General features: G+C 57.3%; 1 protein-coding gene. It reads right to left on the reverse strand.

The genetic code is table 11. The features are described from left to right. Positions 1 to 91: 91 nt before the first annotated feature. Positions 92 to 323 (reverse strand): hypothetical protein (locus ABG80_RS23680; protein ID WP_235513985.1); only part of this gene is annotated, 232 nt, incomplete at its 5' end.

The raw sequence follows: 323 nt of genomic DNA on the forward strand, positions 1-323 counted from the left end.
CCCGCAAGGGCCTGAAGGGCCTTTTTGCGCCCGCCTTGTGGCTGGCCATGTGGGGCATGTGGGTCCGAGCAAGCCTTGAACGCAGCCACGATCATGCACTCAAGGGCTCAAATTGAATTTTGCAAGGCCGACTAAGTGGTCCACCCTGAACAATCCGCAAGTCGTTGATCTGCAATACGATTTCGGCTGAAGTGTGGTGCGATATTTGCAAGGAAACAAATACCGGCCCCGCGCTTTCTTGCAAATTTGGCAGCCCATGAAGCCCCACACCCGCACCGCCCAGACCGCCGAGATGTTCCGTCCGCGCTTGGATGAGCAGCTCA

Origin of the sequence: Aquabacterium parvum, assembly GCF_001447195.1 — a bacterium.
GTDB classification, from domain to species: domain Bacteria; phylum Pseudomonadota; class Gammaproteobacteria; order Burkholderiales; family Burkholderiaceae_C; genus Aquabacterium; species Aquabacterium parvum.